The 14,521-nt window shown below is 61.0% G+C and carries 12 protein-coding genes; 7 read left to right on the top strand and 5 right to left on the bottom strand.

Annotated features, from left to right (window positions below; all coding sequences use genetic code 11):
• Positions 1-84: 84 nt before the first annotated feature.
• Positions 85-2,037 (bottom strand): M13 family metallopeptidase, encoded by a 1,953-nt coding sequence (locus MOD31_RS07770; RefSeq protein ID WP_223940369.1) that lies wholly within the window; start codon positions 2,035-2,037, stop codon positions 85-87.
• A gap of 249 nt (positions 2,038-2,286) precedes the next feature.
• Here MOD31_RS07770 and leuA point away from each other — a divergent pair, with 249 nt between their 5' ends.
• The 3 genes from leuA to MOD31_RS07755 all read left to right on the top strand — a co-directional run bounded on the left by leuA (position 2,287) and on the right by MOD31_RS07755 (position 5,691).
• Positions 2,287-4,026 (top strand): 2-isopropylmalate synthase, encoded by a 1,740-nt coding sequence (leuA, locus tag MOD31_RS07765; protein WP_091467727.1) that lies wholly within the window; start codon positions 2,287-2,289, stop codon positions 4,024-4,026.
• An 85-nt stretch (positions 4,027-4,111) separates the two neighbouring features.
• Positions 4,112-4,864 (top strand): DNA repair protein RecO, encoded by a 753-nt coding sequence (gene recO, locus MOD31_RS07760; protein ID WP_142939115.1) that lies wholly within the window; start codon positions 4,112-4,114, stop codon positions 4,862-4,864.
• 2 nt (positions 4,865-4,866) lie between these two features.
• The gene (locus MOD31_RS07755) at positions 4,867-5,691 is read left to right on the top strand and encodes an isoprenyl transferase (RefSeq protein ID WP_142939143.1); all 825 of its coding nucleotides are present in this window, start codon (positions 4,867-4,869) and stop codon (positions 5,689-5,691) included.
• Positions 5,692-5,722: 31 nt separating this feature from the next.
• Here MOD31_RS07755 and MOD31_RS07750 read toward each other — a convergent pair whose 3' ends face one another.
• The 3 genes from MOD31_RS07750 to MOD31_RS07740 are packed head-to-tail and all read right to left on the bottom strand — an operon-like array spanning position 5,723 to position 9,510.
• Positions 5,723-6,796, bottom strand: a complete 1,074-nt coding sequence (locus MOD31_RS07750; protein ID WP_250820239.1) for an alpha/beta hydrolase — start codon at positions 6,794-6,796, stop codon at positions 5,723-5,725.
• On the bottom strand, positions 6,793-7,818 hold the full coding sequence (locus tag MOD31_RS07745; RefSeq protein ID WP_250820238.1) for an alpha/beta hydrolase: 1,026 nt from the start codon (positions 7,816-7,818) through the stop codon (positions 6,793-6,795). The genes MOD31_RS07750 and MOD31_RS07745 overlap by 4 nt, the downstream gene beginning before the upstream one ends.
• A gap of 9 nt (positions 7,819-7,827) precedes the next feature.
• The gene (locus MOD31_RS07740; protein ID WP_250820237.1) at positions 7,828-9,510 is read right to left on the bottom strand and encodes an FAD-binding dehydrogenase; all 1,683 of its coding nucleotides are present in this window, start codon (positions 9,508-9,510) and stop codon (positions 7,828-7,830) included.
• Between the two features lie 68 nt (positions 9,511-9,578).
• Here MOD31_RS07740 and MOD31_RS07735 point away from each other — a divergent pair, with 68 nt between their 5' ends.
• On the top strand, positions 9,579-10,658 hold the full coding sequence (locus MOD31_RS07735) for a quinone-dependent dihydroorotate dehydrogenase (protein WP_250820236.1): 1,080 nt from the start codon (positions 9,579-9,581) through the stop codon (positions 10,656-10,658).
• A gap of 84 nt (positions 10,659-10,742) precedes the next feature.
• Here MOD31_RS07735 and MOD31_RS07730 read toward each other — a convergent pair whose 3' ends face one another.
• Positions 10,743-11,336 (bottom strand): DUF3043 domain-containing protein, encoded by a 594-nt coding sequence (locus tag MOD31_RS07730; protein WP_142939120.1) that lies wholly within the window; start codon positions 11,334-11,336, stop codon positions 10,743-10,745.
• Between the two features lie 132 nt (positions 11,337-11,468).
• On the opposite strand from MOD31_RS07730, the gene MOD31_RS07725 reads away from it, so the two are divergent.
• The 3 genes from MOD31_RS07725 to coxB all read left to right on the top strand — a co-directional run bounded on the left by MOD31_RS07725 (position 11,469) and on the right by coxB (position 14,515).
• Positions 11,469-12,902 (top strand): dipeptidase, encoded by a 1,434-nt coding sequence (locus MOD31_RS07725; protein ID WP_142939121.1) that lies wholly within the window; start codon positions 11,469-11,471, stop codon positions 12,900-12,902.
• Positions 12,903-13,066: 164 nt separating this feature from the next.
• Positions 13,067-13,459 (top strand): iron-sulfur cluster assembly accessory protein, encoded by a 393-nt coding sequence (locus MOD31_RS07720; protein ID WP_011774901.1) that lies wholly within the window; start codon positions 13,067-13,069, stop codon positions 13,457-13,459.
• 183 nt (positions 13,460-13,642) lie between these two features.
• On the top strand, positions 13,643-14,515 hold the full coding sequence (gene coxB, locus MOD31_RS07715) for a cytochrome c oxidase subunit II (RefSeq protein ID WP_062069602.1): 873 nt from the start codon (positions 13,643-13,645) through the stop codon (positions 14,513-14,515).
• Positions 14,516-14,521 lie beyond the last annotated feature (6 nt).

Below are 14,521 nucleotides of genomic sequence, written 5' to 3'. Positions count from 1 at the left end.
GATCAGCAATAGGTTCCATGCATTAGGAGCAAACAACAACGGCCGGCCAGTTTTTGACTGGCCGGCCGTTGTGTCATGCGGATACTACCAGATGCTGACGCGTTCCCCGGGTTCCATCCACATGCCGTCGGTTTCAGTCACGGCGAATGCTGCATGGAATGCGTCGAGGTTACGGGCAATGGCGTTGGTGCGGAACTCGTTGGGGGAGTGGGGGTCGGTAGCCAGTCTCCGGATGGCTTCTTCAGTGCGGATCACTTGGCGCCAGCCGGCAGCCCACGACATAAAGAATCGTTGGAATCCCGTGAAGCCGTCAATGACCTCCGGCTCGGCTCCGTTCAGGCTCAGGAGGTAGGCCTTGTAGGCAATCGTCAGGCCTCCGAGGTCGCCGATGTTCTCGCCCAGGGTCAGCTTGCCGTTGACCTTATGCTCCGGCGCAGCATAGGGGGACAAAGCGTCGTATTGGGAAACCAACTTCGCCGTCAGGGCTTCGAAGGCTGTCCGGTCGTCCTCGGTCCACCAATTGCGGAGCGCGCCGCTGCCATCGAATTGGGATCCTTGGTCGTCGAAACCATGGCCGATTTCGTGACCGATCACCGCGCCGATGCCGCCATAGTTCACTGCGTCGTCTGCATCCGCAGTGAAGAACGGGGGCTGAAGGATAGCCGCAGGGAAGACGATCTCATTGAGCATTGGATGATAGTAGGCGTTGACCGTCTGGGGTGTCATGAGCCACTTTGTCAGATCGACCGGCTTGCCGATTTCATCCAAGTGCCGGTTCACGTCCGCATCATGGGCACGCTCGACGTTGCCAAGAAGATCCGTGGGGTCGATCTCGACGGCAGAGTAGTCGATCCATTTTTCCGGGAAGCCGATTTTTGGACGGAATGCGTCCAGCTTTTTCAGGGCTTCCTTCTTGGTTTCCGCACCCATCCACGCCAGGGAGGAGATGCTCTCCCGGTAGGCTTCGATCAGGTTTGAGACCAGCGTCTCCATTCTTGCCTTGTGTCCCGCAGGGAAGTGCCGATCAACATAGATCTGGCCCACGGCCTCGCCGAGGGCTGCTTCGACCACTGCCACCCCGCGCTTCCACCGCTCTTTGTTCTGTGGCGTACCGCTAAGCGTGGTGCCGTAGAAGTCGAAGTTCGTGGAGACGAACCCTGATGACAGGTACGGGGCGGCCGAGCTGAGAACCCGGAGTGTCAGCCATTCCTTCCATGCTTCCAGCGACTCGGATTCCAGCAAAGCCGCAGCGCCTGCAAAGAAGTCCGGAGTGCTCACCACTATTTCACTCCGCTTTGCTGCGTCTACCCGCGCTGCCTGGAACCACGTGTCGAGCAGGGGGAAGATTGCCACTGCTTCATCTGCGGTCTTGAGGTTGTAGGTCTTTTGGGGGTCGCGCAGGGTGACGTTGTCCCAGTGGTGGGACGCCAGGGCGGTTTCCAGTGCGACGATGCGCTGTGCGGAAGCTTGCGCGTCCGCGATACCCGCGAGATTGAAAAGCTTTGAAATGTATTCACCGTAGGCAGCCACGATGCCCGCGAACTTTTCTTCGCGGTAGTAGGACTCGTCCGGCAAGCCCAGGCCCCCTTGCCCGATATACAGGAGGATGCGTTCGGGGTTGCCGGCGTCCGGAGCAGGATAGATGGAGAAGAGCCCGGAGACGTCTGAGCGGAACAGGCGTCCCATCAGGGCAGCCAGTTCCTCCACAGAGCCCACCGCCTGCACCTCATCAAGGCGGCTTCGCACGGGGTCCATACCTTTTGCTTCGACTGCTTCTTCGTCCATGAAGCTGGCGTAGAGACCGCCGACTTTCTGTTCGACGCCGGTGGCTGACTCTCCCTTGGCGGCCGCTTCTTCGATGATCGCCTTGACGGCCAATTCGGCGCCATCCCGCAAGGCGGTGAAGGTACCTTCCAGCGGCCTGTCGTCGGGGATCGTTGTGCTGTTGAGCCACGCGCCGTTGACGTGCTGATAAAGGTCGTCCTGGGGCCGGACGCTGTGATCGATATTCGAAAGAGAGATCCCCGATTGTGGCACTGTGGCTCCTTGTGTGGACACTGCAGCCGGCGTTGCCACCGTCGCGGCGTCTGCATAGTGGACGTTGCATGAGGTGTTGCACTGTCATCATACGCATCGTGTTACTGTGAATTTGTGCGTACGGCGATGCTTCTTCTTAGCTGCCGCGGCGAGGCCTGAAAGCTATCTGAAGCTGGGCCATCCTCGCCGCGGAGTTCCGTTGTGTCCGGCTAAGCTTTCACTTAGTTCTTAGAGAAAAGGCCACACGTCATGCGTAATGCACAAAAGCCCTCCGGTATGCCGATTCACCGCTACCTGCCGTTCCAGGACCAGATCTCCGTTGAGGTTCCGGACCGTACTTGGCCCGACAAAGTCATCACCAAGGCTCCGCGCTGGTGCGCAGTTGACCTGCGGGACGGCAACCAGGCGCTGATTGATCCCATGAGCCCGGCTCGCAAGCTGAAGATGTTCCAGCTGCTCGTCAAGATGGGCTACAAGGAGATCGAGGTTGGTTTCCCGTCAGCGTCGCAGACCGACTTCGACTTTGTTCGCCAACTCATTGAGGGTGGCCATATTCCGGATGATGTCAGCATCCAGGTTCTGACGCAGGCACGTGAGCATCTGATTGAGCGCACCTACGAGTCTTTGGTTGGCGCCAAGCAGGCAATTGTTCACCTGTATAACTCCACGTCCGTTCTGCAGCGTCGCGTGGTGTTCAACCAGGACGAGGACGGCATTTTGGACATTGCGCTTCAGGGTGCGCGCTTGTGCAAGAAGTACGAAGAGACCCTGACGGATACGCACATTACGTATGAGTACTCGCCTGAGTCCTTCACCGGAACCGAGCTCGAGTACGCCGCTCGCGTGTGCAACGCCATTGCCGACGTCTTCGAGGCATCGGCTGACAAGCAGGTCATCATCAACCTGCCGGCCACTGTCGAAATGGCAACGCCCAACGTCTACGCCGACTCCATCGAGTGGATGCACCGAAACTTGCACCCTCGCGAGGGAATCATCATTTCCCTCCACCCGCACAATGACCGCGGCACCGGCGTCGCTGCTGCTGAACTCGGTTATCTGGCCGGTGCCGATCGCATCGAAGGCTGCTTGTTTGGCAACGGCGAACGAACCGGCAACGTGGACTTGGTAACGCTGGGCTTGAACATGTTCGTCCAGGGTGTGGACCCCATGATCGATTTCTCCGATATTGATGAAATCCGCCGCACCGTGGAGTACTGCAATCAGTTGCCCGTTCCGGAGCGTTCACCCTACGGTGGCGACCTCGTCTTCACCGCCTTTTCCGGTTCACACCAGGACGCCATCAAGAAGGGCTTCGAGGCGCTGGAGAAAGACGCTGCTGCCGCCGGAAAATCGGTTGATGACTTCACCTGGCAGGTGCCGTACCTGCCCATCGATCCCAAGGATCTGGGCCGCAGCTACGAAGCTGTGATCCGCGTCAACTCGCAGTCCGGCAAGGGCGGCGTGGCTTATCTGCTGAAGAACGAGCACAACCTCGATCTGCCCAGGCGGGCCCAGATCGAGTTCTCCGGAGTTATCCAGCGTCGTACGGACGCCGTGGGTGGCGAGGTCAGCGGTGCCCAACTGTGGCAAATCTTCCAGGACGAATACCTGCCCTCTGAAGAAGAGCAAGCACAGTGGGGCCGCTATGGACTGGGCAGTGTAAGCACTGAGACTGACGAGTCGGGTGCTATGACCATGAACGCAAACCTGCGCATCGACGGCGTCGAAGTCCGCCGGACCGGCCACGGCAATGGTCCCATAGCGGCATTGTTGGACATCCTGCACCACGACGGCGTTGACGTGCGGGTGCTGGACTACAGCGAGCATGCCCTGTCCGAGGGCGGCAGCGCAAGTGCGGCGGCGTACGTCGAATGTGCTGTTGGAGAGCGCGTTTTGTGGGGCGTTGGAATTGACCCCAGCACCACCACGTCTTCCCTCAAGGCGCTGATTTCGGCCGTAAACCGGGCTGTCCGCGACGCTCAGGCTTAAGCACATGCCGTGTGGTGACGGGAAATACTGTCACCACACGGTCCGGCGAACACTGCCGGACCCCGGCAAAGTGCGAAGATTAGTTGTGGCCAATCCGTCGTTTGCAGCACGGTCCTATCGGGACGATGCCGTGGTGCTCCGCACCCACAAGTTGGGCGAGGCGGATCGCATCATTACGTTACTGACCAAGCACCACGGCCAGGTTCGTGCCGTGGCCAAGGGCGTCCGCAGGACCAGCAGCCGGTTCGGGGCGCGGCTTGAGCCTTTCATGGTGGCTGACCTGCAGCTTGTTCAAGGCCGGACCTTGGACATTGTGACGCAGGCCGTAGCGAAGGGTGCGTACGGAAGCAGCATCGCCGCCGATTACGGACGTTTCACAGTGGCTGCAGCCATGACAGAGACTGCTGAGAAGCTCACTGATGTCGACACCGAATCAGGGACTGCGCACTACAATCTGCTGGTGGGTGCTTTGGCTGCCTTGAGCCGATCGGACCATCCGCCGGAACTGATTCTCGATTCCTATCTTTTACGGGCGTTGGCCACAGGTGGCTGGGCACCGAGCTTCACCGATTGCGCACGTTGTGGCCGCCCCGGCCCTCATACAGCATTTGCAGCTCCCGTGGGAGGCATGGTCTGCAGCGACTGCAGGCCCCCGGGTTCGCCGGCCCCCGCGCCGGAGACTGTGGTGCTGCTTGGTGCCTTGCTGACTGGCACGTGGAGCGTCGCTGATGCGTCGGACCCGCGGCACAGACGGGAGGCGGCGGGCTTAGTGGCAAGCTACCTCCAATGGCACTTGGAACGGGCCTTGAAATCACTCAAACACGTGGAGCGAAGCTGACAGTGGCACTTGGTAAGAAGAATAAAGCAACCATGGCTAGGACGGCTCCGGTAGTCGCCCCTTACAGGCACCCTTCCGGGGCGGTACCGCCAAGCATTCCAAGTGAGCTCATCCCGCAGCATGTGGCGATAGTCATGGACGGCAACGGGCGGTGGGCCAATCAGCGGGGCCTGCCGCGGATAGAGGGGCACAAGGCGGGGGAGCCGGCCCTCCTGGACGTCATGGCAGGAGCCATTGAACTCGGAATCAAGTACGTCAGTGTCTATGCGTTCTCCACAGAGAACTGGCGCCGATCACCCGAGGAAGTCCGTTTCCTCATGGGATTTAACAAGGATGTACTACGCCGCCAGCGCAACCAGCTGGACGAGTGGGGTGTGCGGATCCGCTGGGCCGGTCGCCGACCCCGCTTGTGGGGTTCGGTGATCAAGGAGTTGGAAGAGGCCGAGGACTACACTCGCGCCAATGACACCTGCACCCTGACCATGTGTGTTAATTACGGCGGCCGCGCAGAAATTGCCGACGCCGTCTCAGCCATCGCGCACGACGTCGCCGCCGGCCGTCTGAAGCCGGGATCGGTGTCGGAGAAGACGATTCAGAAGTACTTGGATGAACCGGACCTTCCTGACGTGGATCTTTTTCTCCGCAGCTCCGGGGAGCAGAGGCTGTCCAACTTCCTCCTGTGGCAATCCGCTTATGCGGAGTTCGTCTTCATGGACACCTTGTGGCCGGACGTCGACCGGCGGACGTTGTGGGACGCCGTCGAAATTTATGCAAAACGGGACCGTCGCTATGGTGGGGCCGTGGACGCTGCGACGGCCGTGAAGTAGCACGCCAGCGAAGTAGCATGCACTTGCTAAATCAGTACGGATAAGCAGCCAGCCACACCGCCACGTCCCGGTAAGCCTGTTGGCGGACGGTCCGCCGTGAGAGAAAGACGTCGTGCAGGGCTCCGGGATAGCGGAACACAGCAGTTCGCCGGGCAAGGCCCAGGGCCCTCCGTGAGGTCTCCTCGACGTCGATGACCGCATCGGCGCGCATTAGGTCCGGAGTCCATTCGGCTTGGATCCGTGTCCGCCCGGACAGAAGAACCAACACGGGCGCGTCGATGTTGAGCTTGCGCTCTACGGCTGCGTGGCCTGCCAGCACCGCTTTTGTCCATCCAGCCCGGATGGGAAACGAAGCCCGCGGCCGCCACACCGGATCCAGGATCCACTCACCATGTCCCTCGTTGCTGACGCTTTCCCAGTACGCAGGCATTTCCGGAAATCTAAAAGGACGCTTGGGATCGGTCCGGGCGAATGGTTCAACCAGATGCATGGCGATGCTGCGGACCAAGCTACTTCCCTGGAGTTCGAGCCATGGCGAGTTCAGGACGAGTGTACCCACCCGGCCGGGATGGCGGTCCGTCCAGAGGGCAGCGATCAACCCGCCCAAGGAGTGGGCGAGCATGTGGATGGTAGGCGACGTGGAACTACCCGTCCTTCGCGCGACATCCCGTTCGATCTCGCGTAAGGCTGCTGCGAGGTCTTCGTCGTAGACGCCGAGGTCCGAGGTGTAGCCAGGTGTCTGCCCTGGCAGCAGGCTGCGGCCGAACTTCCGCAGGTCCAGGGCATAGAAATGAAAGCCGGATGCCGTCAGGTACTCGGCAAGTTCGGTTTGCAGGAAATAGTCAGCCCACCCGTGCAAATAGAGAACTACTCTGGGTGCTCCGCCGGGATCAGCTGGTGCGGGGCGTCGTTTGCGCTTCGTAAAGGAGGCCAGGAAGTCAAGCATCCCTGGCGGGGACGGTTGGGTTGCCGGCGGTGCGTACCTGACGAGCGTGGCCGTGACCGGCCCTTCTTCATCGGCTTTCATAGGCAAGCGCATGCACTCGTATCCGTGGCCAAGAATGTCCGGTTGCCACAGCGAAACCGACTCCTCCGTGGTGGTCATGTGTCTCCTCCCCGCCGATGCTCCGGCTCCTTGTTGTCCATGAATCCGTTGACCCACCGGGCAAGCCGTGCATAGGCGTCTTTCCGCACGGCCGGGGCAGAGAGAAAGACATCGTGGAGGGCTCCATCGATGCGTTCCAGGGTAACTGTCCGCCCCAAAGCCATGGCCCGCAAAGCGATGACACCCACGTCGAGCACGGCATCGGAACGGCGCATCGATTCCTGCCACACCATACCGTTGGCGCTGGTGGTGGACGTCAGCACGAGGACCGGCATCTCCAGCATCAAGCCGCGGGCCACTTGTGCATGGCCGGCAAACACAGCACTCAGCCAGCCGGCTCGGACCGGAAACGCAAGCGGAGGCCGGTAGTTTTCATCCAGGGTCCATTCCCCTTCAGCGGTACTGCTGATGCTCCGGAAGTAGAAGCCGCGCTCAGGCAGCCTCAAGATGGTCTCGGGGCGGATCCTAGCAAGCGGAGACACCATGGCTTGCGCGGCGCGTCGCACCAGTGAACTGCCGTGCATCTCCAGCCATGGGCTGTCGAGGACCAGGTACTGGACCCTATCGGGATGGCGGCTGGCCCACAGCGCTGCCACCAAGCCCCCGGTTGAATGGCCCATCAGTGTCAGGCTTCCGGTTGGGGAAACACCACGATCCGCATGAATGGTGGTGATGGCTTCTTCAATCTCGGCGTCGTAGTCGGTCAGGTTGGCAACATAGCCGCCCGGCATGTCGGCACGGAGGCTCCGGCCATGGTTGTGCATGTCCAGCGCGTAAAAATCGTAGCCTTGGTCGGCCCAGAAGCCCGCCAGCTCCGTATTGAAGAAGTAGTCACTCCAACCGTGCAGGAAAAGTATGGCGCCGTAGCGCTTTGCCGGTGACGGGGGGTCGTCGCTGGCCTGAATTCCTGGCTGGGCCCTGTACCGGATCAGCGTGGCATGCCGGACCACGCCATCCGGGCCCGCGGCCTCAAGGCCGCAGGATTGGAAGTCGGTTCCCAATATGTCAGCGGTCCACTCCATGGCTCCAGCTTAGACACTGGCAGCGGCGTGCCGGCCGGCAGCCCTCCCGGTGAAGAGGCAACCTCCCAGGAATGTTCCTTCCAAGGCCCGGTAACCGTGGATACCACCTCCTCCAAAGCCGGCCGCTTCGCCGGCAGCATAGAGGCCGGGGATGGCCATACCGTCTCCGTCAAGCACCCGGGAGTGCAGATCAGTGGTGATTCCGCCCAGACTTTTCCGCGTCACCACAGAAAGGCGGATGGCAATCAGGGGACCGTGTTGGGGATCAGTCAGTCGGTGCGGGGGAGCAACCCGCATGAGTTTGTCGGTAGCGAATCGGCGCGCCGCCCTGATGGCGGCCATCTGGGGGTCTTTGCCCAAGCCGCTGCTCACCTGGTCATCCCGTGCACGGATCACTGCCCCAAGTTCAGCAGCGTCAATCAAGAAGGCTCCTGAGAGCTGGTTCATACGTTCGGCAAGACCCGCAGGAGATGAGGCCTGAAGAAAGTCAGCGCCCCGGTCCAAGAAGCGTTGAATGGGCGCGTCCGTCGTGGGTCGCAGACGGGATGCGAGCAGCCGTACGTCCTTATTCGTGAGGTCAGGATTCTGCTCGGACCCGGACAGTGCCAGTTCTTTGAGGGCGATGGTGCGGTTCAGGACAAACCAAGAGTATCCATGTCCCGTTCCCACAATGTGTCGAAGTGCTCCCTGTGAGTCGAAGCCCGGGAACAATGGCGCGGGCAGCTGATGGCCTTCTGCATCCAGCCATAGGGAGGAAGGCCCGGGCAGAATCCGGATTCCATGATTGGGCCACACGGGGTGGTAGTTGTGAATTCCTTCAGGGTAATGCCACATTCTGTCGGCGTTGATCAAGGAACCGCCGGCGGATTCAACCGCGGACAGGAAGTCGCCGTCAACGGACGCCGGTACTCCGCTGAGCATGTCATCCGGTGCAGTGTTGCCCGGCCATTGTCGGCGGACTGCAGCGTGGTTACCTCCGATGCCTCCGGTCGTCACCACCACGGCGCCTGCCTTTGCCTCAAAGCTGCCTGCGACCCTGCGTCCGGACTGCTGGCCTCGCGCCGCCGTCGACCCCTCCAGTACGTCGCCGGAAACGCCGGTGACCCTGCCCGCTGCCCTGGTCAGCGACGCTGCGCGGTGCCTGAAGTGGAGACTTATTCTGCGGTTATCAACGCCCTCGCGCACCTTGGCGAGGAACGGCTCTACCAGCGCGGGTCCGGTTCCCCACATGACATGGAATCGGGGGACTGTGTTGCCGTGGCCCCGCGGCCCGTAGCCGCCACGCTCCGCCCATTGCACCAGCGGAAAAATGCCAACACCCAGGCTCCGCAGCCATTGACGTTTCTCGCCTGACGCGAAGTCGACATATGCTTCGGCCCATTTCCTTGCGTTGCCGTCTTGGATCCGATCAAATGCTGCCGACGCAAGCCAATCTGATAGGGCGAGTTCAGTGTTGTCCTTCACTCCCAACCGCCGCTGCTCCGGCGTGTTGACCATGAAGAGTCCGCCAAATGACCAGTGCGCCTGGCCGCCGACGGATGCCTCCGGTTCCTGGTCCAGGACTGCCACGGTCTTGCCGGCTGCATACGCCGTGGCAGCGGCAACCAGCCCGGCTAAGCCCGCGCCTATCACCACAATGTCTGCACTGACCTTTTGGGTTCCATGATCTGCATCACGATTATCCAGCGGCATGCCTACATGCTAGCGCCAGGGCAGGTCACGGGTTTGGTGAGTGGTGGGTAAGCGGGAAAACTAGGATCATGCGTGTTTACCCCACATTCTTTAAGTTGGCCTTCTCCTGGATGGATGCCGAGAAGGCCCACAAGATCGGCTTCCAAGGAATCCGTGCGGCCCACCGTTCCGGTGTTGGGAGGATCCTTGCCAAAATGACAACTCCTGATCCTTCCCTCCGCACGGAGGCGCTGGGGCTTACCTTTCCCTCCCCGTTCGGCCTGGCGGCAGGATTCGACAAGGAGGGCCACGGCATCGAAGCCTTGTCCGAGCTTGGATTCGGACATGTAGAAGTGGGGACCATTACGGGCCAGGCACAGCCCGGTAATGAAAAGCCGCGCCTCTTCCGCTTGATAGAGGACAAAGCGGTCATCAACCGGATGGGGTTCAATAACGACGGCGCCGCCGCAGTCGCGCCCAGACTCAAGGCAGCACGGGCTGCTTTGCAGCGGCTGCACCCGGACGTCCGGCCGATTATCGGGGTCAATATCGGCAAGACCAAGCTGGTTGAGCTCGAGGACGCTACCGAGGACTACCTGGTCAGTGCCCGGAGCCTGGCGCCCGTGGCAGATTACCTGGTGGTGAATGTAAGCTCTCCCAACACTCCGGGGCTGCGTCTGCTGCAGAACGTGGAAAGCCTGCGGCCCCTTCTCCGCGCTGTTGGCGACGCCGCCGACGAAGCGGCCGGGCGGCACGTTCCCCTGTTGGTCAAGATTGCGCCGGACCTCTCCAATGAAGATATCGACGACGTCGCGCGGCTTGCCCTGGACCTGAAACTTGACGGAATCATAGCCACCAACACCACCATTTCCCGCGACGGGCTCGTCTCCGACGCTGCGAAGGTGGAGTCTCTTGGCGCGGGCGGCTTGTCGGGTGCGCCCCTCAAGCAGCGATCCCTCGAGGTGTTGCGCAGGCTCAAGAACTCGGTAGGGGATCAGCTTGTCCTCATTGCAGTTGGTGGCGTTGCCACCCCGCAGGATGTTCAGGACCGGCTCGATGCCGGGGCCACGTTGGTGCAGGGCTACACTGCTTTCCTTTACGAAGGTCCTTTCTGGGCTTCGAGAATCAACAAAGGTCTTGTGAAACTTCGCCGACGGGCGGCCGCATAGTCGTGGCCACCTAACCTGGAAGCATACAAAGAGACCCCGGACCAATGGTCCGGGGTCTCTTTATTTGCTTGAGGGTTGTGGCGCCTAGGCGGGGTACTGTCCGCGCTTCACCTGAGGTTTCGGAAGACGTAGCTTGCGGAACTGAAGGGCGCGCATGCAGCCGTACCAGATGCAACCACGTTCCACTTCACCGAACTTCTCCGTAAGGCGCTTGCGAAGTTTGCGGGAGAGGATGAAGACGTCCACAAAGACTGCAAGGAACATGATCCAGAAGCCAATAAGGACGTAGCTGATGCCGGCGCTGGTGGGCGGGATGATCAGGGAGATCACTACGAACAGCAAAGCGCCGAACATGAGGTACTCACCCAGGCTGAAGCGTGCGTCAACGTAGTCACGTGTGTACCGCTTCTGGGGGCCCTTGTCCCGATAGGGGAGAAATTTCTCGTCTCCCGTATCAAGGGCCTGCCGCATTTTCTGCCGCTGGTCCTGGATGGCCACCCTTTCCGCTGCCTTGGAGGCCTTACGATCGGTGGGAACCAAAGGGCGCTTGCGGGCCGCTTCCTGGTCCTTCCGCTTGGGCGTAGGGGCGCCCTTTCCAGCACCGGGCTCCGGTGCGGTGGCGTAGGCCTGATCTACTACTGATTGAGCGCTGGGCTCTTCCTTTTTGCGTCCGAACACCCATACAGAATACCCCTCAGGAAGGTGGTGCAGGTTACGTGTCCCATAGCCCGGACCCTCTGGCTTATGTGCAGCCTTGTGGTTCGGGCCGTGCTGCCTCGGGGGAGAATCCCCGACGGTAAAGTGTGGCCCATGACTTCAGCACATGCGGACATCCCGCAGAACAAGCAAGGGCTCTCCGGCTCCACTCCTGTCGAGGCACTGACCACGGCTGTCAACGAATCCTTTGACGCTACTGTCGCATCGTTGGAAGACCTGGTGGCTATTCCCGGTATCGCGTGGCCGAGTTTTGATCCCAAGGAACTTGACCGGAGCGCTGACGCCGTCGCCTCCCTGGTCAAGGAATCCGGTATGGAGGACGTCCGTATCCTGCGATGCAACAAGGCTGACGGTACGCCCGGTGGTCCTGCCGTCGTCGCGCGCCGACCTGCCGCCGCAGGCAAGCCGACCATCCTGCTGTACGCCCACCACGACGTCCAGCCTCCGGGTGACAGCAGCCTCTGGAACTCCGAGCCCTTTGTCGCTCAAGAGCGGAATGGCCGCTTGTATGGTCGGGGTGCCGCCGACGACAAAGCAGGCATCATGGCGCACCTTGCCGCCTACAGTGCCGTGACAAAAGTCCTGGGGGACGACTTCGGGCTCGGCGTGACCTTCTTCTTTGAAGGCGAAGAGGAAGCCGGATCACCTACCTTCCGCACTTTCCTTGAGGAGCACCAGGAACTTCTCCGGGCCGATGTGATCGTCGTTGCCGACTCCAGCAACTGGAAGGTGGGCGTGCCTGCCCTCACTACCAGCCTTCGCGGCCTGGTTGACGGAACTTTCGAAGTGCGCGTCTTGGAGCACGCGGTCCATTCAGGCATGTTCGGCGGCCCCGTGCTCGATGCCCCTACTCTTTTGTCGCGGCTCATAGCCACCCTTCACGACGACGCCGGGAATGTCGCAGTGGCCGGCCTCGTCGGCCGGGACGAGGTGGCAGTTGATCTCACCGAAGCTGACTACCGGGCCGATGCATCCGTGCTCGACGGCGTGAGGCTCGCCGGAAGTGGAACCATCGCCTCGCGTTTGTGGACCAAGCCGGCATTGTCCATCATTGGCATGGACGTCCCGGCCGTAGATGTTGCATCCAACACCCTCATACCGTCGGCGCGGGCAAAGTTCAGCATGCGGTTGGCGCCGGGGCAGGACCCGGAAGCCGCCATGACGGCGCTCAAGCAGCACGTCGAATCCCATGCCCCGTTCGGCGCCAGGGTGACGTTCACGCCGGGGGAGAGGGGCAATGCCTTTTCCACCGATACGACGTCCGCTGCAGCGCGGGTGGCTTTGTGGGCGCTGGGGGAATCGTGGGGAGTCCAGCCGGTGGAAATGGGGATCGGAGGCTCCATCCCGTTCATCGCCGATCTCCTGGAGATGTATCCGGATGTCCAGATCCTGGTCACCGGCGTCGAGGACCCTGATTCCCGTGCGCATAGTGCCAACGAATCATTGCATATAGGAGACTTCCGGCATGCAGTGTTGGCGGAGGCCTTGATGTTGGCCCGGCTGAACGCCGAAGGCCTGGCCGGGTAGGCTCCTGCGGCGCGCGGGGAACAACCACTTGCAGTCTGTGGTTACGTCAAGAGTTATAGCTAAGGGCCTGCGCGACGTAGCATTAGCTATAACCCGTACGTAATTGGGTAAGGGCAGGCAGCGTTCCGGCGCCGCCGCCAAGAGCTTCATAAGAAGGTAGGCCAATGAGCACTGCAACCAACGAAAACAGCACCGGAGCACAGCTCGTCACCAACGACGACGAACTGGCCACGCACGAGGTCAATCTGACCGACGTCGCCGCGGGCAAGGTCCGCAGCCTCCTCGAGCAGGAAGGGCGCACAGACCTCCGACTGCGCGTTGCAGTCCAGCCTGGCGGATGCTCGGGCCTGATCTACCAGCTCTACTTCGATGAGCGCTTGCTCGACGGAGATGCTGTGCGCGATTACGACGGCGTTGAGGTGGTAGTGGACAAGATGAGCGTTCCTTACCTCAGTGGTGCCAGCATCGACTTCGAAGACACCATTTCGAAGCAAGGATTCACCATCGATAACCCGAACGCCGGCGGGTCTTGCGCCTGCGGCGATTCGTTCCACTGATGTGAGCCATCGCCGCATGTCGGCGCCCCTTCGAGCGAGTTTGAATTCGTTCGGAGCCACGGCGCTGACATGTGCGCGAAAACCGCGTGATAGCGGTAAGCTCTACATCGGGTAGTAAAACTTTTAGTGTGCCCGGTGAGCCTTCGGCCTGCCGGGAGACAGCAACAAGAGGAAGGGCCGTCTGTGAGTTCGCAGAACCGAACCGGCAGCCGACGCATAAAGATCACATCGATCACTGGCTTGGCACTAGCCGGCGCGTTGGTTTTGACCGGATGTTCACCAGAGGTAGAGAAGGGTTGGCTGCCTACAGAGCGCGGCACGACCAACCACACTGACCGGATCATGGACCTCTGGGTCAACTCATGGATCGCCGCCTTGGCAGTCGGTATCATCACGTGGGGCCTCCTGGTCTGGTGCATCATCGCTTACCGTCGCCGCAAGGGCACCACGGGTTTCCCCAAGCAGCTCAGCTACAACCTGCCGCTCGAGGTCTTCTACTTGACCATCCCGCTCTTCATGGTGCTGGTGTTCTTCTACTTCACCGACCAGGACCAGCGTGCGATCGATGACCGCTCCCAGCCCGCCGACGTCGTTGTTGACGTCCGCGGCAAGCAGTGGGCATGGGACTTTAACTACAAGCAAGGTGAGGTCATCAATGAAGACCTCCACGAGGCGGGCGTTCAGGCCCACCTGACCGGCAATGAAGTCGACAAGGAACTGCTCCCCACCCTGTACTTGCCCGTAGGCAAGTCTGTGGACCTGGAGCTCAACTCCCGCGACGTCATCCACTCATTCTGGGTACCCGCCTTCCTTCAGAAGCGCGACATGATCCCGGGCAAGACGAACTACATCAGGTTCACCCCCACCAAGGAGGGCACCTTCGATGGCAAGTGTGCCGAACTCTGCGGTGAATACCACTCCGAAATGCTCTTCCGCGTCAAGGTTGTCTCCGAGTCTGAATTCCAGGCTCACATGGACAAGCTTCGCCAGGAAGGCAACACGGGCCTCCTCGGTGCGGAATATGACCGCAACCCGAACCTGAACGAATCCAAGTAAGGGAAG

Source organism: Paenarthrobacter sp. TYUT067, from assembly GCF_023656375.1.
In the GTDB taxonomy this organism is placed as follows: Bacteria; Actinomycetota; Actinomycetes; order Actinomycetales; family Micrococcaceae; genus Arthrobacter.
This window is presented reverse-complemented; position numbering and strand designations above follow the sequence as displayed.

Bases quoted from the DNA above. Each gene is read 5' to 3' on its own strand.
- leuA (WP_091467727.1), top strand. From the start codon at position 2,287: ATGCGTAATGCACAAAAGCCCTCCGGTATGCCGATTCACCGCTACCTG.
- MOD31_RS07750 (WP_250820239.1), bottom strand. From the start codon at position 6,796: ATGACCACCACGGAGGAGTCGGTTTCGCTGTGGCAACCGGACATTCTT.
- MOD31_RS07745 (WP_250820238.1), bottom strand. From the start codon at position 7,818: ATGGAGTGGACCGCTGACATATTGGGAACCGACTTCCAATCCTGCGGC.
- MOD31_RS07740 (WP_250820237.1), bottom strand. From the start codon at position 9,510: ATGCCGCTGGATAATCGTGATGCAGATCATGGAACCCAAAAGGTCAGT.
- MOD31_RS07735 (WP_250820236.1), top strand. From the start codon at position 9,579: ATGCGTGTTTACCCCACATTCTTTAAGTTGGCCTTCTCCTGGATGGAT.
- MOD31_RS07725 (WP_142939121.1), top strand. From the start codon at position 11,469: ATGACTTCAGCACATGCGGACATCCCGCAGAACAAGCAAGGGCTCTCC.
- MOD31_RS07720 (WP_011774901.1), top strand. From the start codon at position 13,067: ATGAGCACTGCAACCAACGAAAACAGCACCGGAGCACAGCTCGTCACC.